This window comes from Peribacillus sp. P4_D6 (assembly GCF_056401795.1).
Genome location: NZ_JBFUIQ010000004.1, coordinates 39,551 through 66,505, shown reverse-complemented (window position 1 = coordinate 66,505; position 26,955 = coordinate 39,551). Strand labels below are relative to the sequence as shown.

Sequence of the window (26,955 nt, the reverse complement as noted above, 5' to 3'; positions counted from 1 at the left end):
CCTCCTTGATGCATAAAGCTTTTATGCTTGAATTTCTTTTTCAATCGCACTATCAATAGAAAGCTCTGGCGGCCGCTTACTAAACATTTTCGTATTTGAAAGCAGCATGATGACACCAATTCCGAACCATCCTAGTCCGAGTAAAAGTGCCTTTGAATCAAGACTGGTCCATAACCAAATTGTGAAACCCGTACCAGTAATCGGCAGTATAAGGTATTTCAGTGCATTAATTCCTTTTCGCTGTTTTTCTCTAATAAAATAATGGGAGATAACCGAAAGATTGACAAAAGTAAATGCAACAAGCGCCCCAAAGTTAATAAAGGATGAGGCTGTCACTAAATCAACAAATAAAGCAGATAAAGCAAAAATACCCACTAAGATGATGTTGTGTGTTGGAGTTTGAAATTTCGGATGAATATGACCAAATATTTTCTTTGGAAGAACTCCATCTCTTCCCATCGCATACAAAAGCCGCGAAACACTTGCATGAGCTGATAAACCGGAAGCCAGCCCCCCGGTAATGTATCCTGCTAGAAAAATAGATTGAAATAAATGACCCCCGATGTACATGGCAATTTCCAAGGAAGCGGAATCTGGATCTTTAAAGGCTTGGAAATTCGGGTAAACAAGGTGACTGATGTATGAGATGGCGACAAACAGACCTCCCCCTATTAATGCGACGAGGAAAATGGCCTTTGGTATCATTTTTTTCGGATTAATGGTCTCCTCCGAAAATGTGGTTACAGCGTCAAATCCTAAAAAAGATAAACATAAAATGGAGGATCCTGCCAATACTAAAGATAGCGGTATATCGCCATTCACGAATGGAGAACTCATGAATAATGTTCCTGAACCCATTCCGTTCAGTAACCCTTTAATCGAGAGGAATGTAAATATAACGATTATTAAGAATTGAAAGGCAACTAATAATAGATTTATTTTTGTTGCTATTTTCACTCCAATTATATTTACAGCGGTGATTAAAATGACAAAGGCAATTAACCAGACGGAAAAGGGAACGGATGGAAAATACGCGTTTAAGTAAATGGCGATCAATAATCCATTGATCATTGGCAAAAATAAATAGTCCAATAGGATGACCCATCCCACTAAGAATCCAAGGTGAGGATTAAGGGCCTTTTGAGTAAATGTATAAGCAGAACCGGCAACAGGGTAGGCCTTGACCATTTGACCATAACTATAGGCTGTAAACAACATACCTACCAAAGCTATGATATAAGCAGCCGGCACCATCCCTTTCGTTATTTCCGCAACAACTCCATAAGTTGAAAAAACTGTTGTAGGTGCCATATAAGCCAATCCAAATAGAACTAAGGGAAATACTGTTAACGAACGTCTTAATTTTGCATTCTCCATGTATCACTCCACCCTTATTCGTGATTAATTAATTTATATGCAAATACCATACCAAGCGGAGATTGATTATTTAACGGTTGAATTATCCGTATATTCCCAATAACTAAAATATACTGACTACTTAATGGATTACTAGTTTTATGCAATATTGCATCAATTAATTATGATTGCATAATAGTCATTAGCTACGAAGATGTCTCACCGTGTATTCTGGTTCATACGAATAAGGTTCGAAATAAGCTACGTGCCGTAATGGCGTCATCGTTAAATTGTATCTGATATGACACGCAAATCCCGCGCTTATTACTACTGTGTCATATAGAAAAAGCCCTCAAAACTTATTTATTTATGAGTATAAGAAAAGGGACCACGAACATCCCTCCCCTTGAAACTACATTATTCGACATCAACTTGGTAACCCAGGTCTTTCTTGCAATCTTTTTGCCACTTCTTAATTAAAGGTATACGCATCCTTGGATATCAACCCATCTTTTTTATGCTTACCAAGTAACTTGTTAAACCTTTTAATGTGCTTGACAATCCTTTTGTCTGCTTCCAGTTTTTCAAAACGGACCACGGTATCCAAATGTGTCTGTAGTGAACGGGCAACACATGGTTGACAATTTCCCTATCTTCTTCGAATTGCTCAACAAGTGTCTTTATATAGGATGCATTAATAATTAGGATGACGGAATACTTCCTTCCCCTCGAAAAAAGTCATCAAGACCTTCGCTTCACCAATTGACGTTACTGGAATCTGAAAGAGATTTTTGTCTAAAACGATCAAGTCCGCTTTCTTGCCCGCCTCTATAGAACCTCTTTCATCCTCTTGGAAAATCAAATGAGCTCCGTTGATTGTATAGCTAGTAATCATATCTTCGAGAGAAGCTTTTTCCTTAGGCCACACTACTTTATTTAGATCGTCTTCTGTGGTTTTGTCTGGATCCAATCTCGTTATCCCTACTTCTAATCCTGTAAGGGGATACATATCTCTTTTAAAAGTATCTGTTGAAGGAAAATCACTCGATGAAGCAACCGGTATTCCGGCTTCAAAATAGCTACCCATATGATTAAGTTCCTTCAACCCCTCACCTCTTACATTGGTATACCAATCCTTACCAAACCAGGAAGGTTGAGGAGTAGGTATTACTCCTAAGTCCTTAAACCGGGCAACATCATTTTCCTTTACCCAGTCTAAATGGGTGATTACATGACGCGAATCCCTTTTTCCATTTAATTTAGCCGCATATTCAAAAGCGTCTAAAGCATTATGAGAAGGGTAAAACCCCTGATTGCCAATCGCATGGATATAGACGCGAAAACCTTCTTTATCCAAAGCTGCCACGGTCTTCTCTAATATATTTTGATCCCAAACTAGTTTATTTTCTCCGACACCATCAGCAAATATTTTAATTGTATCTATCTTGTACGACTTTCCTTGATATTTGTTACGGAGTTCTTTTAACCTCCCGATTTGCTTTGTCCCTTTGTTTTCATCAGCCCATAACCCTAAATCGTATCTCACGGTCAATTTACCCGCATTATCAAGCTCTTCAAATGCTTTAAGCAAACTTTCCGTTGGGTAGTGAACAGGCACGAATACTGAGGTAACTCCATCCTCTGCAGCTGTTTTCTGCCAAGTTAAAAGCGTCTTTTTATACTGCTTTACCGTAAAGTCCGGTTGAGGAAGAACGTTAATTACAAGGTTTTCGGCGGAAAATTCGTTTAAAACTCCTGTCGGCTCTCCTGTTTTAGGATCACGTTCAATAGTCCCGCCTTGCGGATCAGGGGTGTTTTTGTCTATCCCTGCAATCTCAAGAGCCTTTGAGTTGACTAATATACTGTGATGGCCGTTTGAGATAAAGACAGCAGGTATATCAGGGACAACTTGGTCAAGCAATTCTTTAGGAGCCAGCCCTCTGGATTTACTATCTCGTTTGATGTCATCCCAGCCTACTCCACGTAATTGCTTTATATTGGGATGCTCTTTTAAGTAATCCTTGATAGCCTGTTGGCGTTTTTCCACTGTGGAATAAGGATTGAGACTTAGCCAAAAAAGGCTTTCTGCCATTAGGTACGCATGGTTATGACTGTCGGTAAACCCAGGCATGACCATTTTCCCCTTTAGATCAATCACTCTGGTATCGTTCCCCTTGAAGGCTGCAGCTCCCTTGTTATCACCAACGTAGAGAATCTTGCCATTCTTAACCGCAACTGCTTTCTCCCAACTCCGATCTTTATCAACTGTGTAGACTTCACCGTTTTTAAAAATCAAATCAGCCGTTTGATTCGAAGTTACCTTCCCAGTCACCTTATTCGAACTTTTCTTTTCCAACGAACACCCGGTAAATACCGAACTAAAAAGCAAAGCTATAAAAAAAAGTAAGAAGTATTTTTTCTTCATCGTAATCAAACCCCTATCGATTGATTTTTTCACCCTAGTAATCAAATTTCTATAGGAACTAAAAAAAATTTGACATTGAACTATTTAATCCACTTGAAATACTAAAAATTCATTGGTAATTGCTCAGTTGTATTTAGTAAAGAGGTATCTGGTTTCACAAACACCCACAATATAGCTGCAATAAACACAGGGATTACTGTTACTCCTAAAGTGATATTCCAACCAAAGTTTTCTGCTGACCATCCACATAATAACGGTGATACAAATGCTCCTAAATTCCCCCATAAGTTCATCCAACCTGAAACTGATCCAGAAAAGTTTCTCCCTAAGTCTGTAGCTGCGGCCCAAGAACACACTACTGTGAATCCGAGTGAGCCCAAGCATAATGATAACCACAAAACATTCATATATGGTGATACTGTCATAACAGCCAGGTACATTGAAATAATAAAAACTAATAAGCCTGTTATTGCTAAAGAGGATCTAGATATTTGTTTTGAAAATCCTTTATGCACTAAGTAGTCGGAAAGAATTCCACCAGACATTACAGTTATCAGAATTGCCAACCATGGTAGGCTTGCAGCAAATCCCATTTTACTTAATGAGAATCCCCTATCTTCCAATAGATAAGTAGGTAACCAAACTAAAAAGAAAGTAATAATATATAAAACAACAAAATACTGCACTCCTAACGCCCAAAATTGAGAGTTTTTCAGAAAATTACTCCAAGGTGCCCTCACTTTAGCAGTTTCAACAATTTCTCTGTTTTCAAGTATATATTCTTTTTCTTGTTCATTAACTAATTTGTGAATTTCAGGATAGTCCCTGGCAATAACGTACCATACAGCTGCAATCATTATTCCTAAAATACCAAAAATGTAAAATACAGCTTGCCAGCCAAAGTATTGATAGATATAAACCGTAACGATAGGGGCTATAACTGGTCCAAAATATGAACCTGCCAATAAGGCACTAGAAGCTCTAGCTTTTTCATCTTTTCTAAACCAGTTTGTATTAAATACGGCGTTAGATGGAAACATTGGTCCTTCACCTATTCCAAATAAGAATCTCACTACATACAAAAGACTGTGAGATTTCACTAAACCTGTAAGACCTGTAAATACTGACCACCAAATAAGAGAAAATGCAATCATTTTCCTTGGCCCAAATTTTTCCGCCAAAAGTCCAGCTGGAATTTGAACTAACGCGTAACCTAATGAGAATAATGATGCAAGCATACCAAACTGAACTTTATCCAATCCTAAATCATCCATCATAGGCTTTGCTATTATAGAAATATTTGACCTATCCATGTAAGCGATTACACCGATGATAAAGAAAAACAGTGCAAGTCCCCATCTAACCTTTGTTGGTTTCTTTTTCAAAATATCCCTCCCCTTAATGGATAATGGAATCATGATATTTAATTTTTTCTGCTTAACTTCAGATTTCAATCACTCAAAGTTTTCACCAACGTAAAGCATCTCTTCATCCCTAACAGCAACCGCTACCGTCCAACTTTAATCTTCATCAACTGTGAAAACGTTACTATTATTAAAGATTAAATCAAACATTTGATTCGATTTTTCTTCACCAACGATCTCCCAGTAGAAAACAAACCATTACCCACCTATTGGATTTTCTGAATCCTTTTAGTCGATTGTTCTACTTTCAGAGAGAGGAATACTGTTACTTTGACTATTTCGGACAAATAATACTGAAATAAGAGAGGCGATACAAAGAAATACTAAAAATAATGCCAGTGGAATCCAAGAATTATTGTAAGCGCCGACTAATATAGTCGCAATCATTGGAGCAGTTCCACCAAATAATGCAGAGCCTGTTTGATAACCAAGTGTTATTCCTGTATAGCCAACATTCGTATTAAACATTTCAGTAAACATTGTACCAATAGTCGCCGCAATTGGAGGCCATAGAATTCCTAATCCTACTATTGAAATAACATATAACCAAGGAGTAGAGTGTAAGGAAAACAAATAAAAGTATGGAAAGGCAAAAAGAGTTATCCCGATTGTCCCAATAAGAAAGACTCGTTTACGGCCAATTTTATCAGACAACATTCCCATAAATGGCATGCAAATTGCTGTAACGATTGTTGCCACCGTAACTACATTTAAAGCTGTAGTCCTTGAAAAACCCTGTGTTTCCGTAGCATAGGAGATGAAAAATGTGGAAAATAAGTAGAATGGGCCCACTTCAACACATTTTGCACCTAAAGAAATCAATACCGCTCTCCAATGATATCGGAGTGTCTCAAAGAGTGGAATTTTTACGACGTTTCCTTTTTCTTTCTCTTCTTTGAATGCCGAGGTTTCCTCAATCCCTTTTCGTATCCAAATACCAATAACAACCAAAATCGCACTTAAGACAAATGGCACTCTCCATCCCCATGATAGAAATTGTGATTCTGGAAGTAAACTCATTAATGAAATGGAAAATGTCCCTAGTAACATCCCAAGAGGGATACCCATTGCAGGAAAGCTTCCAAAAAAGCCACGTCTTTCTTTAGGCGCAGATTCAACAGCTAGGAGTATTGCTCCTCCCCATTCTCCGCCAAGCCCGATACCTTGAACGAGACGAAAGAAAACAAGGAGGATTGGTGCCCAAAGCCCTATCATGCTATATGTTGGAAGGAGTCCAATACAGACGGTAGAAACTCCCATTAATAAAAGTGAAAGCACGAGAGTATTTTTCCTGCCAAACTTGTCTCCCAAATGACTAAATACAAGCCCTCCAAGAGGTCGTATAAAAAAAGTAATGCCAAATGATGCATAAGCAAGCAATAAACTTACAAATGGATCATCATTAGGAAAATACAGTTTATTAAACACAAGTGCAGCAACGGTTCCATAAAGAAAGAAATCATAAAATTCAATGGTACTGCCAAGTAAACTCGCAAATAATATCTTTTTTGATTTCTTGTCCAGTTTCTTTTTCCCACTCAATTTAACACACCTCCGAATTAGTTATATTTCTGGATGTGGTTTCTTAGATGTTGAAGAATTATCAAGATGGCCTTCCGATAATTCTTCCACATTTTCTTTAATAGAAGGTAGAGAGCCTGACTCTTACCTCTCGTATTGCTTTCCCATCCGTAATCATCTTGAACATGAGTTAATGAGCTTTTAATTCAATATGTATTATGTATAATGTATTGTGTATACACAATACATTATAGAAATACAGTCAATAAAGATAAAAGTCGTTCTGGTGAAAAAGTTTAAAGACAATCGCCACTTGTTCTCAACCGTGGACATATTGATATATCAACCTAAGCAAAGATGTTTATCGGTATATCCAAATTTCCATGAAATCTCGAGTGCTGCACACTTAACCTTTTTAACCAATGGAGGCAATAACTCCTTTTCATAGTTCACCTCAAGACCTGCAACACTAATGCCCGCTATGATATAACCTTTATGATCAAAAATAGGAGCGGCTACTGCAGATATATAATTTTCAAGTTCCGAGTGACTGACCGTAAATCCCGTTTTTCGAGTCTCTTCTAGAAGAGTACGAAGTCTCTCATTAACTGTAATCGTTCCAGATGCGATCGACTTCAGTTCGGTTTGCTCTAAATATTGTTCCTGTTCATACTTCGGCTGAAAAGCGAGAATAACACGTGAACACGCTCCGGCATATAGCGGCATTCTCCGGCCAATTGCCGTATTAAGCCTTACCCGCTGTTTTGTATCCAGTTTTTCGATGCAGATTGCCTCATTGCCATCAAGTACGATGAGATTAACGGCTTCCCCTACCTTATCATGAAGTTTTTGCATAATCGGCAGAGCTACTTCTCGAATATCGGACCGTTCAGCTACTAAATGGCCAAACTGAAGAAATAACAGCCCAAGTGAGTATTTTCCACCTCTATCTTTATCGAGAAGACCCATCTCTTCAAGTGACATCACCATTCGAAAAACAGATGTTTTCGGTATCCCTGAAAACTGTACGATTTCATTAAGACTTAGCTTTGAATGCGTTAAGAAAAGAGTAAGGATATCCATTGATCTGACGACTGTCTTATTTTTGCTTTGCATGAGTTTCCCCTCCTTAACCACAACAAAAGCCCTTTTTAGAAAGCTCACACAACTTTAACTATTAAACTTAAAAAATAATCCTGCCATAAGTTTAGCTGAGTATTTTGCCGTATTTCCCTTCATAGAAGGTTAGTGGTGCCCCTTCGCTAATGTCGAGTTCAGTTACTTCTCCAATAAAGAGTGTATGGTCCCCAGCTATTTGTTTACTATGGACCTTACAGACGATGTTTGCTAAAGCATTTTTTATTACTGGAAGTTCATTTATCCAGCCAAATTCAATCTGGCGATTATCTTTAATCTGCCCTGCAAAATGCATGGATAACTCTTTTTGGGCATCTGACAATATATTTACAGCAAATTTTCCAGACTCATTAATTTTATCTAGCATTTTAGCATTTTCGCCTATGGATATGATAACCAACCTTGGGTTAAGGGAAACTGACATAAATGCATTCGCCGTCATACCGTGTGCTTCATTTTCTAAAAGTGTCGTGATCACTGTTACTCCTGTAGCAAATTTCCCCATCGCATTTCTAAAATTTCTATCATCCATCATTTTATAACCTCCTTAAAATTTGTACTGCACTGAGACTTTGACTCAAAAGGTATCTGTTTTAAAAATTTAACCGTCACTTCTTCCGCAACACCTCCCTTCAGCATTTCTATAACTTGACCGCTAATTTCATCATTTTTCCTGCTGGACCCATATCTTATAAATAACCCCTGACAAGTTTTGTTCCAGGTTTTGATTTCTACATGATATACACCTGGTGCTGGCAGGATATACTTATTTTCGATATGGAACTCCATATTTTTCTTTTTATCGTGTTTATGTCTATTTGAACCATAAACGACCCCTTTAACTTCAAAATGATGTCCCATATAGTAAGGAACAAGGTGGACATCTCCGGCCCTTACTATTTTCCTGATTATGGTTGAACTTATTTTTTCGCCATTATGTACCTGTTTTGAAATCACGGTTACATCAAAAGGGTTATTTTTACTCATTTTTTGCAAATAATCAGCAGTCCCCTGAGCTTTTTTACCAAAGGTAAAGTCAAAGCCCACAACTAAGTGTTTAGCTTGAAGACCTAAAACATATTGTTTAATAAAATCAGATGGCAAAAGGGAAGCAAATGATAAATTAAACTTTATGACAAAAAGTTTATCCACTCCAATGGCAGCCATTCTTTCAATCTTTAAAGCCAGGGGAGTTATATATCTCCAATCTTTCTCCAATTTGATTACTTCATTTGGATGTGGATCGAAGGTCATCGCCGTGAATTTAAGATTGTTCTTTTCAGCTATTTTCTTGGTTTGCATTAACAGAGATTGATGACCTAAATGAACACCGTCAAAAAAACCTAATGCCATTACATGAGGCTCCCTTGGATATAGGGATCCCTTTAGTGGATGTGTTAAATGGTAAACTTCCAACTTGCTTCACCTTCTCCGTCATTAAGTTAATAAAATTTTGTCAAAGGGGAAAAAATGGTGTTGTCGATTTTATTTAATGGAATACTGGACTTCAAAAACCTTGCATCCGTTTGCTAACCAAGGACCAAGTTTCGTGCCCGGTGGACGGGTATTACCCATTCATGCGGAATCAACAACTTTCCAAATAATCTTGAATGTGCACTCATTTTTTAACGATTAAAGGGTTCTGTGTAATGAATTCTGTATACATAATCCATCACACAGAACATTCACATACCTGCTTCCTGTGATACCCAATTATCAATTTGAGCATTCAGCACTTGGTCCCTGTGGAAGAATATATCAGAGATAAAAGGCTCCTCGTTGTTTGATGTCACGAGAAGCCATTTGATGGATTGCCATATTGCTATAGGAATGCAGAATCCCGGTACATGCCTCTTTATTTTTCCGTGGAGTAATAGCGGACCTCGAAAATCTTACAGCCATCTGGTGATTTCCACGGTCCATGTTCCATACCTGGAGGGCGGCAAGCAACCATTCCTGCTGTAAATTCCTCATTTAGACGCAAATCGATTAAAGATCCTTCAATAATATATAATTCTTCCCAAAAATCATGGACTTGCACGCCATTAGGAGATGTATCTGTCCCTGGACCGTTATGAAGAATTCTTGTAGCGACCCCTGTAGTAGGGTCAGAAGCAATGATTCTTTCAGAAAGGCTCTTAACTTTACTAAAAGGCTGCGCTTCAAAAGTGGTATGATCGACAAATTCATGTTCTTCTTTTTTCTGATCTGCATAATAGCGAACTTCGAAAATCCTGCAGCCATTAGGTGATTTCCATGGACCATGCTCCATCCCTGGAGGACGGCATGCAACCATTCCTGCTGTAAATTCCTCATTTAGACGTAAATCGATTAAGGATCCTTCAATAATATACAATTCCTCCCAAAAGTCATGGACTTGTACGCCATCAGGCGATGTATCAGTACCTGCTTCCAGTTCAAGGATACGAGTTGCTACATTAGTATCTGGAATCTGCGCAATAATTCGTTGAGATGCACCTTCTACAGTTTTTGAAGGAACGGCCTCAAAGGTTTTATACTCAACAAATTCCAACTCTGGTTTTCTATCAATTTTCATTTTTGATTTTTCCATTTCAAACTACCTCCGCATCCACTAAAATATGAACCTGATAATTCAATTGAATTTTGTTATCTGTTAAACGATCATATAATTCTGCTGAAAATGCTTCCCCATAAATGAATTCGCCATTTATAATCGGTAATGTTCCGCAAAACACAATCATATCCTCACTATCATAGCCACGTTCTTCGATAATTTTGAGCAATTCTTCAGGATGCAAGAATTCTCCTAGCTTGCCTGCTTGGTACTCGTTTTTCACCCCATCGACAATCATCCAGCTTCTCATTTCAATGTCATCCCATCGATCTTTTACGTCATCCAAGGCCCAAAATTGTGTTGAAATAGGTTTGCTGCATACTTGTTTGGATTTCTGAATAGACACTTTTTCAAGCCCGCGGTCCGTGTGGTCACTGCCTAGTCCTAAATACCATTTCCCTTCAATTTTCATGATGACCACTTCTGCTTCTCCGCTGCTGCTTTCTTGGATAACTGAAATTGAGTTATTTGTCGTAATGAGATTTGTTGAAAGATCGTAAATCATCGGAACTTGTGGAGGAGCCGGAACGCCGATCTCCTTCAATTCATCAATATGTTTTTTTACAGATTCCTGGTCTTTTCCCGTATAGCCGGCAATAAGTAATCGTTTAGGGTCTGCGACAATATTTCTTCCACAAACATTAATATTTATCAACTGAATTCCTCCTGCCTATCTAATACCCGGTGCTTCAAATTAGGGAATACATCACGAATTTTAGCAACCTGAGCCGGATCAATCTCTGTTTTAATAATAGTTTCTTCATCTCCTCCAGCAGCCACAACAATCCCCCATGGGTCAACCACTTGACTATGACCAGCTAAAAGGACGTCATTAGTATTTCCCACACAATTACTCGAAATCAAGAAACACTGGTTTTCCAATGCCCGAACTGAATTGAATAATTTCCAATGCTCCAGTCTTCTATGCGGCCAAGCAGATGTAACAAGAAGTAACTCTGCTCCTAAATCCACTTCTGCACGGTACAATTCAGGAAATCGCAAATCATAACAAGTTGATAAGCCAACTTTCCCGAATTCTGTATCGACTACAGTTGTTTCATTTCCTCTCGTCAATATTTGACCTTCTTTTGAACCATAACGAAATAAATGCATTTTTCGATAGGTTCCTATTAGTGTCCCATCCGGAGAAAATAGAACACTTGTGTTGTAGTATTTTCCATTATTTTTTTCTATAAAACTACCTGCAAATATATATGACTTAACTTCTTTGGCCTTTGCGGAGAAACGTTGGACAAAATCGCCATTCAATTCTTCTGATTCGTCTATATAGCGATCAAAAGAAAAGTACCCCGTTGCCCACGTTTCTGGTAAAACTATTAAATCTTGTCCTTTTAATCCATCAATCATTGACTCCACACGATCTATGCGAGCAGATTTAGACTCACTATCTTTAATCTCCAATTGTATCGATGCTATTTTCATTTCTGCACCACCCTTTCATTTATATTTTTTATATTAGTTCTTCCACTTGAGTGGGAAGTGAATAGCTTCCTAAAAATTTATCCACCATTTGAACCGGCTCATCATAGCCGTAATTTCTAAATGAAAAGCCTTTCGTGACGAAAGGTGCACCATTATAGAACATTTCATACTGTTGATGCCTGCCACCGAATTCTGAACCAATGATATCCCATACTAACTTAAATAGTTTAATTTTCTCCTCAGCCCCAACTCCCGTAGAACGTATATATTGATACATATCATCTTTCGTTTCAGGATTGATGAGCTCTTTATATGAGGATGGTAATTGTAAAACGCCTCCACCGCATAACTCCCGTAAAATTTTAATAGTGGAAGCATAGATGGTTTCCTGTTGACCGACTACACCATAAAGAAAACGTGGATTTGGTCGTGCCACACCGTTTTTGTCGATGATACAATTATATTCCGAAGCTAAAAGATTACCTTCTACAGAAGCCGCAATAGAAGCGAGTTCCCCTAACTTCTCTTGGACTGATGGGATTTTATCGATTCCATTCATCGCAGAAACTTTTCGGGCAGCACCAATCAAAAATTTTAATTTAGTACTAAATCTTATTTGCGCTTGATTATTTCCTAATACATGAGCTGGTGTTTCATGGAACTGAGCTCTAACGATGTCAATATTTTTGTAAACAAAAATATCTTGCCAAGGAATAAATACATCGTCAAAAACAACTAACGAATCACTTTCATCAAAACGGGAGGACAATGGGTAATCAAATGTGCTTGGTGATTTTTCAGCATAACCAGGCCTCGCATAAAATTTTAATCCTTTTGCATGAATCGGCAGGACAAAAGACAAAGCATAATCTTCATCACCAGGTCTGAGTGGTGTAAGGCAACTTACGAATAGGTAATCGGATACGGCTGATGCAGTACCGAGCATTTGAGAACCTCGAACAATAATTCCATCCTCCCTTTCTTCGTACACTCCAACTGGGAGAAATTTATCTTCCTGCTCATGAGCTGCTTTACTTCGGTCAATTTGTGGCGGAATAATAACGTAGGTTACATATAGATTTTGATCTCGCACATGTTTATAGAAATTCAAAACATTCTTTCCATAACCTTCTCCTCCACGATCAAACACTTCGGGTGAACTGGCAAAAGCAGCCAAAAAGCTGGCAACGTGATCAGGGCTTCTTCCGACAAATCCACAAGTTGCTTCAGACCATTTAGAAATCGCCAATCTTCTCTCTCTAAGTTCTTCCCGACTCCTTGGAATCATATAAATTTTATTTGCTAGCGTACCGTCCTCAGTTTTGTATGTCATATTCTGAGATTCATCCCATGCTAGGTCGTATAAGCCTGCAATGGTATGGGTAATTCCCGTAAAAGCTGGGTGGGTCGTCACATCCTTTACTCGTTCCCCATTTATGTAGATTGCCCTATCATCTTTCAATGTCTGTAAATATTCTTTACCTGTTCTAACCATACCTGATTCCTCCTATATGTTTGAATAAGTACATGTTTTAACGATTTAACAGCTAAAAGGCAAACCTTAATTGTATTTTGTATGATGTATTATGTATTGTGTATACATTAAAGACTTTGCCAATTCCTATCATGTAATTATGGTCGGTAAAGTCATATTGAATTTTAAGGTTTATCCCTTAAATATTTTCTCCTCTTCACCTATGAACATTAACAACGGGTAAACGCTTTCATTTGCAATGAACTATAGTCGTATCTTTCAACACTATGGCTTACTATTTAAGCAAAAACCCAGGAAAAAGCATACGGAAGAATTTCTCCAAGGTTTTTGCTCTAAACGTGAGAATTGGTTTGACCTTGCTGTAAATCTTCCATTTCATAGGCAAGTTTATTCAAAACCATTATTTTTTGTCCCCTAGAAATATAGTAAACTACCTTTTACTTGGAGCAATCCCTCCCTTCAAGCATTTGATAGAAAATCAGGAATTATCAACAATAATCAATGTTTCTTTTGTTTTTTCCAAATGGTTTAAAATCGCCTGTGAAGCCAGTTCGGGATTTTTCTCCTCTAAAGCCTGGATAATCTGGGTATGTTCCATTAAAACATTTTTCATTCTCCCAAGTTTACTGACTGCTTTTAACCCCATTAGCTGAGTAAGGTTATGAAGATTGTTCAAAACTTGCTCTATTATGGTGAAGTTTGCCAGTCTTGTCAACGAGAGATGAAACTCATGGTCTAGCCTGATAAAACTAATAGCATCATCATTTTGCAATGCTTCTTCTTGCTGCTTCAGAATTAATTTAAGCAACCTCAGTTGTTCAGGTGATGTAATTTCTTTTGTTAGTTTTTTCACTGATTCAACTTCAATGGCACTTCTTAGTAAAAAGATTTCATCTTGTTCCTCTGGAGTAATCTTTCTTACAGTTAAACCCTTCCTCGGAATGGAAACAAGTAATCCTTCCTTCACCAAATCTTGAATAGCTGCTCTTACCGGAGTTCTTGAAGTATCTAACCTTTCCGCTAATTGAACTTCGGTAAATATTTCATCACTGGTAATACCACCAAATAAAATGGCTTTTTTTATTTGATTATAAACTTTATCTTGTGTTGTTCTTTCCTTTTCGATTGGTTTTAAATGAATTCCTGCCATATTAATCCGTCCTTTTTGATAAGTCTTTACAATTCGAACAACTTGAATCTATATGATTGGCTAAATCCCCATATGTGTTATGTATACATAATACATAATACTACAGACATAAGTCAATAATATATTTTCCATTTTTCTGAATTTTACAAAACGGGCATTATCTTTGTAATTTTCTTAAAACGCAACTTCATATAAAAATCATTATTATGGAAGTCAAAAACATGTAACAAAAGGATAAAAAAATCCAAATAAAAAACCCCCAGATGGGGGATGGATCGATATTCATTTATTCAAAATATCATCTTTTAGTGAAGCAACTTTAGTCAAAGCTGTATCTCTGTCAGCTTCATTCACCCCAAAGTGAGCAAGCGCATCATTAAGATGTTTGACAATGGCATTAAAATGGGCAGGTTGTAGATTCAATCCTTGGTGCGCCTTTGCCATGGATTGTCCAGAATATTGTTTTGGGCCGCCTAATGCAAAACTAATAAATTTTGTCTGATGACTTCGTTGCTTTTCCATATCCGTTTTTTCAAAAAAATGATTAACTGTCTCATCTTTAAGGACCAATTCGGAGTAAAAATAGTCCACAACTTTTGCTATCGCTTCTTCTCCGCCGACTTTTTCATAAAGTGTTTGTTCCATATCCACACTCCTAATTTGTAATTAATAGAAGTATTCTTTGTAGAAAATTTGATTTTATTCCTTATCTTTCAATAATATCTCCTTCTGCTCTAGTACCCTTGCAACTAACCTGTCCCATTAAGGCGTAAAATTACTGGAATTGGATTAGAAGATGGAATTTGGACTCTACTTGCAGCTAGGTATGAAAGGAAGCCAGATTACTCGAATGGTTTTCGTTGAAAATCTGCTCATGAATCGATAAAAGTTTATATGTAATATCATTATGCTAATTATTCCAAACTCCTGTCATTTGTACAATACATCACTCAAGAATATGGCTCAATTAAAGTAACTATAGAGAAGGAATGCGATAATGACACCCTGCCCCCTTTTAGGGATTGTACAATTCGAACGTTGCCTCCAGGCATCCGCTTTCCGCGGGGGGCAGCCATCCGTTCCAATCAACTTTTTTAACTTTTAGATAGAACCCTTTTGTCTAAAAACTGAGCGAAGCGTTCCTTTTGGGTAATGACTTCTCCTATTTTTCGAGTGTGCACTCAAACAGAAGGATACCCATACCCGAGATATTAATTTTAAGATAAAAATTTTACCAGTTTGGCCAAAAAATAAGTATAAGAATGTAATAGATTGGATAAACTAATAAAAAAGGAGTGGGAGATTATGGAGACTAAATTTAAAGAAGGAACGAAAGAAATGTGGAGCGAAATTAATGAATGTATAACTCGGAAAATCAATGAAAAACATGATTTATCTTTTCAAAAGAAGAGCAATGATAATTATATGAATCTATATATTCAAACAGCAGTCTTACACACGTTATTTGAACTATCAGATGAGTTCAGGAAAATCGAAAGAAAATATAACGGATAGTGATGCTTCCGGAAAGGACATGCACTAAATTCACCTTAACGGTGGATTAGGATTAAACTCTTTAAGGGACTATTAATCCTAATCCACCTTTTCTTTCCAGATTATTATTTACATCATTACCGCTGCTGGCAATTTGATCAGCATAATTACTGTACCATTTGATTCCCTTCCCTAAAATTCCCTCTTTCTATTCCAACTAGAATCCATGAACCAAATAGAAACCCGACCAGTTTTTAAGGTTGGGGTTTTTCCTGTGTTTTAAGTTTTAGTATAATGCGAATGATCTTAATGGTACGATAGGTTAAATACTATAATTTGTTGTTTTATTAATCTAAAATCTTGTATATTTAAATGAGTATGGTAATAACTTACTGACGTTTGAAACGAATGATCGGTAGCAGCTCCGAATAGCTTTTTAATTAGCTAACATCATGAAAATAAATATTTTTGGAAAGTGAGCTGAAAGCTGATGTTGTGGTCACCACTATTCGAAAATGATGTACCTGCAGTTTTTCTTCCTTGACGGCAGAAAAACTGCATCTCCGTTAAGGACTGGAAATGTTAAGTTAAAACGGAGGGTACAAAAATGAAAAACACTATATTAGGTTCTTTATATTTATCACTTGCTGCCAGCATTTGGGGCGGGATGTATGTTGTGGTAAAAGTTGTGGTAGACGTTGTTCCGCCGCTTGAATTAGTATTATTACGATATGTAATTGCGATTTTAGCATTGCTGACAATTGGTTTAATAACAAAACAATCTTGGCGGATCGACAAACGGGACTGGCTGTTGGTTTTCATTATAGGACTTGTTGGGAACACCATTTCCATCGTAACCCAGGAAGTTGGTACACTACTTTCTTCTGCGCAAATGGGAGCCATCATCACTTCAACAACACCTGCATTCATGGTGATATTTGCACGTATCGTTTTAAAAGAAAAGATCACTTTTAAAAAATCAATTTCTGTTATTTTAGCGACAATCGGTGTCGGTATCATTGTCGGAAATGCCCATATTGGCTCATCTCACCAACTTGGGGGCGTATCACTGCTTATTGCTGCGTTAACTTGGGCCCTTATGTCTGTTCTAATCAAACGTGTACCAGGACAATATTCACAAATTGTTATAACGACCTATGCCGTGCTTGTGGCAATTGTCCTTTTAACACCTTTTACGATTAGTCGATTGGATGAGCTTGATTTTCAAGCCATCATGCATCCATCCATATGGGGCGGCCTTCTATACTTGGGCGTTATTTCAACAGCATGTGCCTTTTTACTGTGGAATCGCGGACTGCAAATGCTGACAGCTTCAAGTGGCGGACTATTTTTCTTTTTACAGCCTATAGTCGGTACTTTTTTAGGTTGGTTAATACTAGGTGAACAAATCGGCTTGTCCTTTTGGATCGGTACAATCTTAATTTTTATCGGTGTGCTATTAGTCATTCGGGAAGAATGACCCACATTAAATTTATTAGAATTATATATTAAAAAATGTACCTTATAGAGCAGTCACTCTGAAACAGGCTGCCCATAGGGTTCTTTTTTAGGTTTAAAAAAGGGGGCTTGCAGAAAAGTTGTTTTTTTGTTTATAATTTCTCCTTCTTATCCCCCTTTAATAAGGCGGAATCCAATAACCTATCGCACTAGAGTGAATAGCATTATACTAGCTTGTTTGTCTAATGTAATCCAAACTTCCTTCCTCAAGGCAAAAAGATACTTTCTTTTGTTTATTTCAACCCATTATATCGAAAATCCCCTAAAATACATTCATTACGTAATTATTATCATAATTTCATGTACATTTCGAAAGAATTTTTGTTATCATTAATTCATAATCTTGGAAATGAATGCTGAATTTTATAACAAAGGAGGAATCGTTTTTGAAAAATCCATATACGGAATTGACGATTGGAATGATGAGAACGGGGATATTAGGATTCGGCGGCGGGCCATCTGTCATCCCGCTCATCCGCCACGAAGCAGTTTCCCGTTATCACTGGCTTGACGATGATGAATTCGGGGACACATTGGCGATTGCCAATACACTCCCTGGACCGATTGCCACGAAGATGGCAGCATATCTTGGTTATAAATTAAAAGGCTGGCCGGGAGCCATCGTAAGTGTGGCCGCTCACGTGTTACCTTCATGCATTGCAATGGTTTTCTTGATTGCGTTCATTAATGTTCTAAGTAATTCGGCAATGATCAGTAATATGATTGCTGCTGTCATGCCGGTTGTCGCTGTCATGCTTGGTCAAATGGCTTATGAGTTTGGCGAAAAGGCGGTAAAAGGGTTAGGAAAGGTGCTCGGTATCACCTTTTTTGCGATTTCCTTTTTGCTTCTGCAGGTCATTTCCCTGCATCCGGGTATCGTCATTATGATGTTTCTTTTATATGGGGCGTTTCATTATAAATTAAAGGATAGATTGAAAAATAAAAAGACTGATAGGAAGGAGGAATCCGCTTAATGGGTATTATTATCCCAATAGGAGTTACTGTTTTTCTAGCGTTTTTCATTGCCAATATTCTTGGTTACGGCGGAGGTCCGGCTTCGATTCCGCTTATGTATGATCAAATCGTCACCCGTTATGGCTGGCTAGATAATACCGAGTTCTCACAAATGCTCGCGTTAGGAAATTCACTCCCTGGACCCATCGCCACGAAAATAGCCGCATATGTCGGATATGATGTATATGGCTGGCCAGGATTTCTAGCTGCATTGGCAGGCACGATCATCCCTTCAGCCGTGGCTTTGATATATCTATTAAAAATCCTGCGAAAATACAAGCAATCGCCTATCGTAAAAGGCATGTCACTACTTGTACAGCCCGTGATCGCGATCATGATGTTATTGCTCACCTGGAATATGGCCGCGGACGCGATCGGGTCCATCGGCTACATCCATTCAATCTTCATCGCTGGATTGGCCTTCTTGGCTTTAGGTAAATTCAAGATCCACCCTGCATTCGTAATCATTTTTGCCTTTGCGTATGGCGGCTTTATCATCCCGCTCACATAAATAAAAAATCCGCCTATTTAGGGGGATTTTTTTATTAAAGCTTCATGCCCATCCGGCTTTTATAACGTTTAATGAGAATTTGGCAATCAACGCTGACAACACCGACGACCGCATACAGTTTCTCATTAAGAAAGCGTTCCATCTCTTGATTATCAGTAAAGATTCCGTGCATATGGAGTTTACTCGGACCGGTCATATGATATAAACTCGTAACAGCCGGTTCACTTTCTAATTGCTGCGCGACCGATTCCAGATATTTTGGCTCAACCTCCACGTTAAAGAATGCCGAAACATGGATGCCGACCTTAGCTGGATTTATGACCGCAGTGAACCTCTCGATCACACCGTTTTCAACTAGATGATTAATTCTCATCTGAACCGCAACTCTGGAAAGCTCCACTTTCTTCGCTAATTCGGTATATGAAATTCGTGCATCCTCATGTAAAACCGATATGATTTTCTTATCGATCTCATCAACTTTCAAGCTGGGAATCTTAAAGTCCATCTTACGTAACTCCTTTTCAATTTCTTTACTCCATTATCGCAGAGAACACCATCAGATCACAACAATCTTCCTTTTCACATCGCATAACGCAAGAAATTTTTTCGTATCCCTTTTCAATGAACTCCCTCCTACTTGCCAAGAAATGTCCATCGTTTATGTAATTTTCAAACTTAAGGTGCATCAATTCAACTAGCTGGGTGCAGCCGCCAAAAAGATCGATAGACTTAGAACCGGACAAATTGACAACATCGCCCACACTTCCTTGATATCCTAATAGTCTGCAATCCCCCTCCTTTTCTAAGAATGAAAGGCGGGGGTTTTACAGACCGTATACTGCATGATAAAAGTTTATGAATATCCAAGGGACACTTCCTCAACCCTTTGATTGAAAGGTCTTTGCGATATTTTTGTATTCCTCATCATTGAGAATGCCCATTTTTTTGAATAATGCGGAATATGCCATTATTTTTTTCTGCGTACGGTTTGTACAATTCATATGGATCAGCTCCTTTTTTACATAGTATTCATTGACGACAAAATGTTTCCTTAATACAAAACATTTTGTATAAACTAAGTAAAGAAACGGTCCATTTCACGCTTAGAGGTGTACTTAAAATAAGTTCTATATGAAAAATTAGTAACAACTTCGAAAAGAGTTATGTTTAATGGTTTCGCGTGGGAACTTATGTTTTTCCACGGTTGCCGCATAGCAATCCTACGTATATGTTTATGGGGAGGAGTTGCTAAATACTACCTGATTCCCCCCCTGCACAGGACTTAAAAAAATGACAGTTTTGGCCCATTAACTTATTGCCTCTCTTGCAACAAGTCATCATTCGGATTATCGTTGTTTAATAGATGCGAAGAAATTGAAAAAATCTGCATACTTTCTTCATACTTTTTCGCTAAACTGACTTTATTCAATAAGAAGGTGAATAATCCTGAAAATCTCCTTTAAACTCGGACTATCTATATTTATTTGCATTTTTTTGATGGAAACCGTCTCCATGATTTACTTGCATAATAAAGTGATCCATTCCCGTATCAATCAAGAATTGGAATCACTGAAGGCCCGTGGCAATAGTCATCGTGATGTGTTGGAAATCACGTATTCCGACTCTACCCTTAAGCATATCGGCTTGATGGAATACCATACCGATACAGATGTCGTGATTACGAATACAAGAGGAGATATTCTGATATCTTCCGCAAAGGTAAATGGGGGAATGAACAAAATCTTGGCAAAAAACATCTCCCAAGTACCCCGAAAAGGTATGGTCCTCCAATCAAGTTGGAAGGATGAAAGATATATAGCCACCGTTACGCCATTTATCAGTGATAAAGAAAAGAAAGGCTATGTTTATATGTTCAAAGATACTAGGGATGTTGAGGATTTAATCGCACAACTTAATAGGCATTTCCTTTTTGCGACTGCATTGCTCCTTTTATTCATGCTTATCACCATCTATTTTCTATCAAAAGCTTTGACTAGACCGCTTATTTCGATGAAGGAAGCGACAACCAAACTCAGCAAAGGGAATTTTTCAGTGGCTGTGCCGGTACGATCTCATGATGAACTCGGGGAGCTTGCCCAATCCATTCAAAGCTTGGCTAATGAATTGAACTATTTAAAGAAGGAACGCAATGAATTTTTGGCAAGTATCTCCCATGAACTGCGCACGCCGCTAACTTATATCAAGGGATATGCTGATATAACCCGCCGTAAAGAGTTGGATGCATCCGAACGAACAAGATACTTAGAGATCATCCATGATGAATCCGAACGATTAAACAGATTATTGGACGAACTATTCAATATGGCTAGAATGGATGTAAATACATTCACCATATCAAAAGAAATCGTCCAGCTCTCTTCATTCCTGCAAAACATTCATGAAAAAGTGTTACCGGCTTTTGCAAATGAAAGAATTCAATTGAATCTGGAATGCAAGGATGATTTATTTATAGCTATAGATCCCTCACGGTTTGAGCAAGTCATTCTTAACCTGTTGGATAATGCGCTGAAGTACTCGAACGAATATACAGTCACTACCATCAAAGCCACTGAATGCAATGGCTGGATTTCCATCTCCATAATCGATCAAGGGGTTGGCATTCCACCTGAAGATGTCCCCCATATCTTTGATCGTTTATATCGTGTCGAGAAATCACGCGCCAGAGATACCGGCGGTTTCGGATTGGGGCTCTCCATCGTCAAGCAATTAGTGGAGATACAAGGTGGAACCATTTCGGTTAAAAGCAACTTGGAGCAAGGAACGTGCTTCACTATCACATTTAAGGAGATAACAAATGAAGACAGTAGTTCTGGTTGATGATGAACAGAGAATGCTTGATCTATTAGAGCTATACATTAAACCTCACGGATATACATGCCTGAAGATGAAATCTGGACATGAAGTCTTACAGTTCTTAGCGCATGAACATGCGGACATAGTACTTCTTGATGTAATGATGCCTGAAATGGATGGGTGGGAAACGTGCGAAAGGATCCGTGCGTTTTCCAGCATTCCCATAATCATGCTCACCGCCCGGGATGCTGCACAAGATATGGTGAAAGGGTTGAAAAAGGGTGCAGATGATTATATTACGAAACCCTTTCATGAAGATGTTTTACTTGCCAGAATAGAAGCAGTGACGCGGCGGGTGCATAATCAGGATGACTCTTTGACCTTTAGCGGGCTAAAATTAAATGAATCCGCTTATGAAGCACATTATGATACCAACACAATTCCATTTACACCGAAAGAGTTCTCACTGCTGTGCTTGTTTTTAAAATCCCCAGATCAAGTGTATTCCAGAGACCACCTGCTTTCGACCATATGGGGATTTAAAACGGATACCGAAGATCGGACAATCGATTCCCATATTCGAAATATAAGAGAGAAATTGCGTCATGCCGGTTTTCCAGCAGATCAACATTTGAAAACGGTCTGGGGCATCGGGTATAAATGGAGTACTGTGGTTTGATATGAATTTCATTTCAGAGGCATTACTATCCAGCGGCCCTTTCTCCATTGCTGTAAGTTTAGTATTCAATATATTGATCAGCGTGCTTGGTTTTATTCCAAGTGTATTCATCACGGCCGCCAATATCAGTGTATTTGGATTTGAAAAGGGATTGATCCTTTCTTACATGGGAGAAATTGCCGGTGCAGTGGTCAGCTTTTGGTTATATCGAAAGGGCTTTCAAACATTCAAACCCAAGTTCATGAAGAACCGGTGGGTCAAGAAGCTTCAAAAGTCACAAGGGTTTCATGCATTTTGGGTGATCCTGATGCTTAGGCTCCTTCCCTTTATACCATCCGGCGCAATCAACCTTACAGCAGCATTAAGCAAGACGGGAATGATGATTTTCTTCCTCGCGACATCCATCGGAAAACTGCCCGCCCTCCTTCTCGAGGCATATTCGGTAACACAGGTATTGAAGGCATCGGACGATATAAGGATTGTTTTGATACTGTTGATTCTCGTAATTTCAGTCGTTTATCATTTTAATAGAAATAAGAAAAAAGAAAGGGAGTAAAGAGCTTCACTATTTTTTTGGTAAATTGAAACGATTCATTTACCATTTTACAAATTCCTTATTTTTTTCAATAATCGTTAACCCTTTATCTCCAAGGGTTAACGACCAGATCCAGAAGGCGACGAGTTCGCAATTTACTATATCTCTGTGCTGCGAATGGTATCCAGCCTTTTTTCTGCGCCGCCTTTTCATCAAAATGGCAAAAGAAAGACAGCACGATGGATGGGTCGAAATGCTTTCCTTTTTGTTCGTTTATGAAAGATAATGCCCGCTCCACTGACCAGGAGTCTTTATACGGCCTTCTGCTGGTCAATGCATCAAACACATCCACAATGGCTACGATTCAAGCTTCCAATGGGAGTTCCTCCCCTTTCAAACGGTGGGGATATCCCGTTCCATCCCATTTTTCATGATGATGGGGGATGATGGTTTTCAGCCACTTCCAGGCTGCTGATCACATCATTGTTTATTTCCCTTGAAGTCTTATTCAAAAAATCGGATCCCATTAACGGGTGCATCTCGATGATTTTTCGTTCATATGGGGATAACGGGCCAGATTTTTATAAAATCCCCTCAGGAATCTCCGCTTTCCTGATATCATGCAGAATACTTGAATGGACGATATGATTCATATAGCTTTTAGATAGTTCAGCTGGCATCTTCGATTATGAACGATAACAAGCTGCTTGGTCAGGTTTTGAACTCTCAATAAATGCGCTTCACTTTGAACCCAATGATGCTGTCCCTGGAATACCCTGCCAATTCGCATGACAGCCTTGATTTCCCTTTCAAAATCTATACCTCCAGTAATCTGCTGGATTTCCAACTCTGTCTCTTAGTCACTATTCTCATTGTCACGGCTCACTCCGTTCACGATTTGAAAGATAGGTTAAATGAACTATATCCGGATGATAAGGTATATAATACCATACAACTTTTATATACAATAGTTACTAAGCATGAGTAAGAGATGGATTAGTTTCTGACTGTAACAGGATCAGCCTTCGCATTCCTTTAAGCATATTGCATGACGAAGGGTAAATGGGTTCATTTCCGCGAATGTTACACTTATATAATGAGATGATGCCTATACTATCTTCCTGTTTTCTGGAAAAAAAGAATGAATTTATTGTGTTTTAATGGGAAATTCCTTTATAATGCGCATTAGATGATTTTTTAGCATTGAATTCGAGAGGAGACTGAAATATGAAGAAACTATTGTACCCAATCATCATCGGATTATTGGCAGTTGTTCTAACGGCTTGTGGTTCGAACGATGAAGCTGATAAGAAAAATGACGAGAAAGAGACTAAAACAACTGAGAAAGAAACGGCTAAAGCAACTGAGGAACAGCAAAAACAGATGGAAGAAATGAAGAAGAAATTGGACAAGCAAAAGGTTGATGAAAAGAAAACGGTAGCCATCGTCAATGACGAAAAAATTTCAGGTGCGGAATATAATACCGTGTTGTCCACCACACAAATGCAGATGCAGCAATTCGGACAAGACCCAACATCCAAGGAGGGCGCCAAACAAATTAAAGAGCAAACGCTCAACTCTTTAGTGGGGCAAAAATTGCTGCTTCAAGCAGCTGATAAAAAGGGCTACACAGCTTCCAAGGCTGAAATTGAAAAGCAACTTGCCGAAATCAAGAAGCAATATGAGAGTGAAGAGAAATTCAAGGCGGCATTGAAGCAAGCAGGTCTGAATTCGGAAATGCTGAATGCGCAGATTGCAGAGAACATCCCATATACGAAGTACGTTGAAAAAGAGATTAAAGTGGAAGAAGCAACTGATGAAGAAATCCAAAAGTATTACGACCAGGTTGCGGAGCAAGCTAAAACAAGCGGACAGAAGGTACAGAAACTCGAAGAAATGAAGCCGCAAATCAAGGAACAACTAGAGCAGCAAAAGAAACAAGAAAAGCTTGTGAAGCATGTCGAAGAACTTCAGAAAAATGCTAAGGTCGATATTAAGATTTAATGATGAAAAGAGCTGCCGAATTTGGCAGCTCTTTCTTTATGGTCTTTGGTCCGCATGCTAACATCCACGCATTTTCAATTATTTATTCACCAGTTCTAGAGAAACGAGCAATTCTTTCACCTATTTCATCTCGAACACGTTGGAAGGTTGCCCATTTCTCTTCATCTGTTCCTTCCGCTTTTGCCGGGTCATCAAAGCCCCAATGTTCACGTTTGACATGCGGTGGTGTCATAGGACATTTGTCAGCCGCATCGCCACATAATGTAACGACAAAATCAGCATTATTCAATATATCTGGGTCAATGATATCCGATGTTTGATTGGAGATGTCCAATCCAACTTCATTCATTGCTTTTACTGCTTTGGGATTTAACCCATGGGCCTCGATTCCTGCACTAAGCACTTGCCATTCGTCACCTAAATATTTCTTCCCCCATGCTTCTGCCATTTGGCTTCTGCAAGAATTGCCAGTACATAAAAAGTATAGCGTTTTCTTAGCCATGCGGTTTCTCTCCTTTGTTTGTAAAGTAAGGTTTAATGAATAATTTGCAGCCATATATATAAGCCGGCCAATGTGATGAACAATGTTGGGATGGTTAAGATGATTCCTGTTTTAAAGTAAGTTCCCCATGAGATTTTCACGCCTTTTAATGAAAGGACATGCAGCCACAATAACGTAGCCAAAGAACCAATCGGTGTAATTTTCGGGCCCAAGTCCGAACCGATGACATTTGCATAAATCAAGGCTTCTCTTATTGCTCCAGTTGTATGGGTGTCGGAAATGGCAAGAGCGTCTATCATGACCGTAGGCATGTTATTCATAAGCGATGAAAGAATGGCTGCGATGAAGCCCATCCCGACAGTAGCAGCGAATAATCCTTGATCAGCTGTTACTTGTATAAGGTCAGCTAAAATGTTCGTCAATCCAACGTTTCTCAATCCATACACCACGACATACATTCCAATGGAGAAAAACACAATCGCCCATGGTGCGCCCTTTACAACGGTCTTGGTATTTACAGCTGGACTTCGTCTTGCCATAAACAAGAAGAATATGGCGATAACACCTGCAATGATGGATACAGGAATGTTCAAAAATTCACTGATAAAGTAGCCTACCAACAGAATGCCTAAAACAATCCCAGACAGGCGAAACATTTTCACATCCCGAATGGCATCGACTGGCTTCTTCAATTGAGCCATATCATAATTCTTCGGAATGCTCTTTCTGAAGTACAAATATAATACCAGGATGCTTGCTGCTAATGAAAACAGGTTGGGAACGATCATTCTAGATGCGAACTCAATAAACCCGATATCAAAAAAGTCAGCAGAAACAATGTTGACCAGATTACTTACCACAAGCGGTAAGGATGTAGTGTCTGCAATAAACCCACTCGCGATGATAAATGGAAAGATCATTCTCTCTTCTAACTTCAAGTTTCGAACCATCGCCAATACAATCGGAGTTAAAATGAGAGCGGCTCCGTCATTTGCAAAGAACGCAGCGACTAGAGCACCGAGAATGCTCACATACACAAACATCCTTACTCCATTTCCCTTAGCCGCTCTAGCCATATGCAGGGCTGCCCATTCAAAGAAACCAATTTCATCTAAAATCAAAGAAATAATGATAATAGCAATGAACGCCAACGTCGCGTTCCATACAATACCTGTAACAGTAATTACATCGTTGAGGTCAACAACCCCAAATAGTAAGGCAAGTACCGCCCCCCCGCATGCTGACCAGCCGATTGACAATCCCTTGGGTTGCCAGATGACGAATGTCAACGTCAGCAAAAAGATGATACTAGCTAATATAACTGTACCCACTGATGT

At 38.6% G+C, this 26,955-nt stretch carries 25 protein-coding genes and 2 pseudogenes; 8 read left to right on the top strand and 19 right to left on the bottom strand.

The genetic code is table 11. From position 1 onward, the window contains the following. Positions 1-21 precede the first annotated feature (21 nt). From AC1DVB_RS03285 to AC1DVB_RS03220, 14 genes and pseudogenes are all read right to left on the bottom strand, one after another. A complete protein-coding gene (locus AC1DVB_RS03285; protein WP_477588152.1) occupies positions 22-1,377 on the bottom strand; it encodes an APC family permease in 1,356 nt (451 codons plus the stop codon). A gap of 451 nt (positions 1,378-1,828) precedes the next feature. Further along, positions 1,829-1,975 (bottom strand): annotated as a pseudogene (locus AC1DVB_RS03280) (FIMAH domain-containing protein); the annotation flags it as partial. Positions 1,976-2,050: 75 nt separating this feature from the next. Continuing rightward, positions 2,051-3,781 carry an amidohydrolase gene (locus AC1DVB_RS03275; RefSeq protein ID WP_477588150.1) on the bottom strand — a complete coding sequence of 577 codons (1,731 nt, stop codon included), beginning with the start codon at positions 3,779-3,781 and terminating at the stop codon, positions 2,051-2,053. A 101-nt stretch (positions 3,782-3,882) separates the two neighbouring features. Further along, the gene (locus AC1DVB_RS03270; protein WP_057275688.1) at positions 3,883-5,166 is read right to left on the bottom strand and encodes an MFS transporter; all 1,284 of its coding nucleotides are present in this window, start codon (positions 5,164-5,166) and stop codon (positions 3,883-3,885) included. Positions 5,167-5,433: 267 nt separating this feature from the next. Further along, entirely contained in the window at positions 5,434-6,747 is a 1,314-nt protein-coding gene (locus tag AC1DVB_RS03265; RefSeq protein ID WP_239860436.1) for an MFS transporter, read from the bottom strand. Between the two features lie 321 nt (positions 6,748-7,068). Next, on the bottom strand, positions 7,069-7,842 hold the full coding sequence (locus AC1DVB_RS03260; protein ID WP_057275686.1) for an IclR family transcriptional regulator: 774 nt from the start codon (positions 7,840-7,842) through the stop codon (positions 7,069-7,071). A 91-nt stretch (positions 7,843-7,933) separates the two neighbouring features. Continuing rightward, positions 7,934-8,395: a flavin reductase family protein gene (locus tag AC1DVB_RS03255; protein WP_057275883.1), complete on the bottom strand. Its 462-nt coding sequence runs from the start codon at positions 8,393-8,395 to the stop codon at positions 7,934-7,936. Next, on the bottom strand, positions 8,395-9,216 hold the full coding sequence (locus tag AC1DVB_RS03250) for an FAD synthetase family protein (RefSeq protein WP_328119292.1): 822 nt from the start codon (positions 9,214-9,216) through the stop codon (positions 8,395-8,397). The genes AC1DVB_RS03255 and AC1DVB_RS03250 overlap by 1 nt, the downstream gene beginning before the upstream one ends. Before the next feature lie 502 nt (positions 9,217-9,718). Continuing rightward, on the bottom strand, positions 9,719-10,435 hold the full coding sequence (locus tag AC1DVB_RS03245) for a cupin domain-containing protein (RefSeq protein ID WP_191929009.1): 717 nt from the start codon (positions 10,433-10,435) through the stop codon (positions 9,719-9,721). Between the two features lies 1 nt (position 10,436). Next, positions 10,437-11,114, bottom strand: a complete 678-nt coding sequence (locus AC1DVB_RS03240) for a DUF2848 family protein (RefSeq protein ID WP_194719360.1) — start codon at positions 11,112-11,114, stop codon at positions 10,437-10,439. After that, on the bottom strand, positions 11,111-11,902 hold the full coding sequence (locus AC1DVB_RS03235) for a carbon-nitrogen family hydrolase (protein WP_053533966.1): 792 nt from the start codon (positions 11,900-11,902) through the stop codon (positions 11,111-11,113). Before AC1DVB_RS03235 ends, AC1DVB_RS03240 begins: the two co-directional genes overlap by 4 nt. Before the next feature lie 28 nt (positions 11,903-11,930). Further along, the gene (locus AC1DVB_RS03230; RefSeq protein WP_477588146.1) at positions 11,931-13,397 is read right to left on the bottom strand and encodes a 4-hydroxyphenylacetate 3-hydroxylase family protein; all 1,467 of its coding nucleotides are present in this window, start codon (positions 13,395-13,397) and stop codon (positions 11,931-11,933) included. Positions 13,398-13,875: 478 nt separating this feature from the next. Beyond that, a complete protein-coding gene (locus AC1DVB_RS03225; RefSeq protein ID WP_057275683.1) occupies positions 13,876-14,547 on the bottom strand; it encodes a GntR family transcriptional regulator in 672 nt (223 codons plus the stop codon). Between the two features lie 282 nt (positions 14,548-14,829). Then, a complete protein-coding gene (locus tag AC1DVB_RS03220) occupies positions 14,830-15,192 on the bottom strand; it encodes a group I truncated hemoglobin (RefSeq protein WP_063577207.1) in 363 nt (120 codons plus the stop codon). Between the two features lie 660 nt (positions 15,193-15,852). Here AC1DVB_RS03220 and AC1DVB_RS03215 point away from each other — a divergent pair. The 4 genes from AC1DVB_RS03215 to AC1DVB_RS03200 all read left to right on the top strand — a co-directional run bounded on the left by AC1DVB_RS03215 (position 15,853) and on the right by AC1DVB_RS03200 (position 19,084). Then, positions 15,853-16,062, top strand: a complete 210-nt coding sequence (locus tag AC1DVB_RS03215; protein ID WP_057275681.1) for a hypothetical protein — start codon at positions 15,853-15,855, stop codon at positions 16,060-16,062. Between the two features lie 586 nt (positions 16,063-16,648). Beyond that, positions 16,649-17,521, top strand: coding sequence for a DMT family transporter (locus tag AC1DVB_RS03210; RefSeq protein WP_454862065.1), 873 nt, complete (start codon positions 16,649-16,651; stop codon positions 17,519-17,521). 424 nt (positions 17,522-17,945) lie between these two features. Continuing rightward, entirely contained in the window at positions 17,946-18,533 is a 588-nt protein-coding gene (locus AC1DVB_RS03205) for a chromate transporter (RefSeq protein ID WP_034315014.1), read from the top strand. Next, the gene (locus AC1DVB_RS03200; protein ID WP_095678229.1) at positions 18,533-19,084 is read left to right on the top strand and encodes a chromate transporter; all 552 of its coding nucleotides are present in this window, start codon (positions 18,533-18,535) and stop codon (positions 19,082-19,084) included. Before AC1DVB_RS03205 ends, AC1DVB_RS03200 begins: the two co-directional genes overlap by 1 nt. Before the next feature lie 34 nt (positions 19,085-19,118). Here the strand turns inward: AC1DVB_RS03200 and AC1DVB_RS03195 are convergent, their stop codons facing one another. After that, a complete protein-coding gene (locus AC1DVB_RS03195; RefSeq protein WP_187050538.1) occupies positions 19,119-19,589 on the bottom strand; it encodes an Lrp/AsnC family transcriptional regulator in 471 nt (156 codons plus the stop codon). A 1,007-nt stretch (positions 19,590-20,596) separates the two neighbouring features. On the opposite strand from AC1DVB_RS03195, the gene AC1DVB_RS03190 reads away from it, so the two are divergent. Genes AC1DVB_RS03190 through AC1DVB_RS03180 form a run of 3 tightly spaced genes read left to right on the top strand, consistent with a single transcriptional unit; the run spans position 20,597 to position 23,133 of the window. Further along, the gene (locus AC1DVB_RS03190) at positions 20,597-21,922 is read left to right on the top strand and encodes a HAMP domain-containing sensor histidine kinase (protein WP_230136010.1); all 1,326 of its coding nucleotides are present in this window, start codon (positions 20,597-20,599) and stop codon (positions 21,920-21,922) included. Then, complete coding sequence (locus tag AC1DVB_RS03185) at positions 21,900-22,577, top strand: response regulator transcription factor (protein WP_239860431.1); 678 nt, start codon at positions 21,900-21,902, stop codon at positions 22,575-22,577. Before AC1DVB_RS03190 ends, AC1DVB_RS03185 begins: the two co-directional genes overlap by 23 nt. Before the next feature lies 1 nt (position 22,578). After that, positions 22,579-23,133: a TVP38/TMEM64 family protein gene (locus AC1DVB_RS03180; RefSeq protein WP_239860429.1), complete on the top strand. Its 555-nt coding sequence runs from the start codon at positions 22,579-22,581 to the stop codon at positions 23,131-23,133. Between the two features lie 85 nt (positions 23,134-23,218). Here the strand turns inward: AC1DVB_RS03180 and AC1DVB_RS03175 are convergent. Then, positions 23,219-23,557: pseudogene (locus AC1DVB_RS03175) on the bottom strand (HD-GYP domain-containing protein). Between the two features lie 204 nt (positions 23,558-23,761). Continuing rightward, a complete protein-coding gene (locus AC1DVB_RS03170) occupies positions 23,762-23,959 on the bottom strand; it encodes a hypothetical protein (protein WP_187050534.1) in 198 nt (65 codons plus the stop codon). A gap of 380 nt (positions 23,960-24,339) precedes the next feature. On the opposite strand from AC1DVB_RS03170, the gene AC1DVB_RS03165 reads away from it, so the two are divergent. Continuing rightward, the gene (locus AC1DVB_RS03165; protein ID WP_095678231.1) at positions 24,340-25,116 is read left to right on the top strand and encodes a SurA N-terminal domain-containing protein; all 777 of its coding nucleotides are present in this window, start codon (positions 24,340-24,342) and stop codon (positions 25,114-25,116) included. 82 nt (positions 25,117-25,198) lie between these two features. Here AC1DVB_RS03165 and arsC read toward each other — a convergent pair whose 3' ends face one another. After that, positions 25,199-25,618 (bottom strand): arsenate reductase (thioredoxin), encoded by a 420-nt coding sequence (gene arsC / locus AC1DVB_RS03160; RefSeq protein ID WP_063596739.1) that lies wholly within the window; start codon positions 25,616-25,618, stop codon positions 25,199-25,201. 32 nt (positions 25,619-25,650) lie between these two features. Then, positions 25,651-26,949 carry an arsenic transporter gene (locus AC1DVB_RS03155; protein WP_239860428.1) on the bottom strand — a complete coding sequence of 433 codons (1,299 nt, stop codon included), beginning with the start codon at positions 26,947-26,949 and terminating at the stop codon, positions 25,651-25,653. Positions 26,950-26,955: the final 6 nt, after the last annotated feature.

What these genes read in the sequence shown, in the direction of transcription:
- AC1DVB_RS03180 (WP_239860429.1), top strand. Translation starts at nt 22,579, where the DNA reads ATGAATTTCATTTCAGAGGCATTACTATCCAGCGGCCCTTTCTCCATT.
- AC1DVB_RS03260 (WP_057275686.1), bottom strand. Translation starts at nt 7,842, where the DNA reads ATGCAAAGCAAAAATAAGACAGTCGTCAGATCAATGGATATCCTTACT.
- AC1DVB_RS03255 (WP_057275883.1), bottom strand. Translation starts at nt 8,395, where the DNA reads ATGGATGATAGAAATTTTAGAAATGCGATGGGGAAATTTGCTACAGGA.
- AC1DVB_RS03215 (WP_057275681.1), top strand. Translation starts at nt 15,853, where the DNA reads ATGGAGACTAAATTTAAAGAAGGAACGAAAGAAATGTGGAGCGAAATT.
- AC1DVB_RS03195 (WP_187050538.1), bottom strand. Translation starts at nt 19,589, where the DNA reads ATGGACTTTAAGATTCCCAGCTTGAAAGTTGATGAGATCGATAAGAAA.
- AC1DVB_RS03230 (WP_477588146.1), bottom strand. Translation starts at nt 13,397, where the DNA reads ATGGTTAGAACAGGTAAAGAATATTTACAGACATTGAAAGATGATAGG.
- AC1DVB_RS03275 (WP_477588150.1), bottom strand. Translation starts at nt 3,781, where the DNA reads ATGAAGAAAAAATACTTCTTACTTTTTTTTATAGCTTTGCTTTTTAGT.
- AC1DVB_RS03190 (WP_230136010.1), top strand. Translation starts at nt 20,597, where the DNA reads ATGATTTACTTGCATAATAAAGTGATCCATTCCCGTATCAATCAAGAA.
- AC1DVB_RS03245 (WP_191929009.1), bottom strand. Translation starts at nt 10,435, where the DNA reads ATGGAAAAATCAAAAATGAAAATTGATAGAAAACCAGAGTTGGAATTT.
- AC1DVB_RS03285 (WP_477588152.1), bottom strand. Translation starts at nt 1,377, where the DNA reads ATGGAGAATGCAAAATTAAGACGTTCGTTAACAGTATTTCCCTTAGTT.
- arsC (WP_063596739.1), bottom strand. Translation starts at nt 25,618, where the DNA reads ATGGCTAAGAAAACGCTATACTTTTTATGTACTGGCAATTCTTGCAGA.
- AC1DVB_RS03235 (WP_053533966.1), bottom strand. Translation starts at nt 11,902, where the DNA reads ATGAAAATAGCATCGATACAATTGGAGATTAAAGATAGTGAGTCTAAA.
- AC1DVB_RS03250 (WP_328119292.1), bottom strand. Translation starts at nt 9,216, where the DNA reads ATGGCATTAGGTTTTTTTGACGGTGTTCATTTAGGTCATCAATCTCTG.
- AC1DVB_RS03225 (WP_057275683.1), bottom strand. Translation starts at nt 14,547, where the DNA reads ATGGCAGGAATTCATTTAAAACCAATCGAAAAGGAAAGAACAACACAA.
- AC1DVB_RS03165 (WP_095678231.1), top strand. Translation starts at nt 24,340, where the DNA reads ATGAAGAAACTATTGTACCCAATCATCATCGGATTATTGGCAGTTGTT.
- AC1DVB_RS03210 (WP_454862065.1), top strand. Translation starts at nt 16,649, where the DNA reads ATGAAAAACACTATATTAGGTTCTTTATATTTATCACTTGCTGCCAGC.
- AC1DVB_RS03200 (WP_095678229.1), top strand. Translation starts at nt 18,533, where the DNA reads ATGGGTATTATTATCCCAATAGGAGTTACTGTTTTTCTAGCGTTTTTC.
- AC1DVB_RS03185 (WP_239860431.1), top strand. Translation starts at nt 21,900, where the DNA reads ATGAAGACAGTAGTTCTGGTTGATGATGAACAGAGAATGCTTGATCTA.
- AC1DVB_RS03220 (WP_063577207.1), bottom strand. Translation starts at nt 15,192, where the DNA reads ATGGAACAAACACTTTATGAAAAAGTCGGCGGAGAAGAAGCGATAGCA.